Source organism: Kitasatospora sp. MBT63 (assembly GCF_000710465.2).
Taxonomy (GTDB): Bacteria; Actinomycetota; Actinomycetes; order Streptomycetales; family Streptomycetaceae; genus Kitasatospora.
On record NZ_JAIZ01000350.1, the window covers coordinates 1 to 276 of the forward strand.

The 276-nt window shown below is 64.9% G+C and carries 1 protein-coding gene; it reads left to right on the forward strand.

All coding sequences use genetic code 11. From position 1 onward, the window contains the following. Window positions 1-276, forward strand: a 276-nt coding sequence (locus AA75_RS49565; protein WP_033821658.1) for a hypothetical protein, incomplete at both ends; no start/stop codon positions are given.

The window sequence follows — 276 nt, forward strand, 5'->3', positions numbered from 1 at the left end:
GCCACCACCACCAACACCTACTACTACGACGACTACGGCACCCCCACCGACCACCACGGCACCCCCCAACCCCCCAACCCCCACACCGACCGCGCCCACACCAACCCCCACACCTTCGGCGGCGAATACACCAACACCTGGGACAACACCCAATACACCCCCGCCCGCACCTACACCACCGACGGCCACTGGACCACCAAAGACACCTACCAACTCCACAACCGCTACAACGCCTTCGACGCCGACCCCATCAACTACGTAGACCCCAGCGGCCAC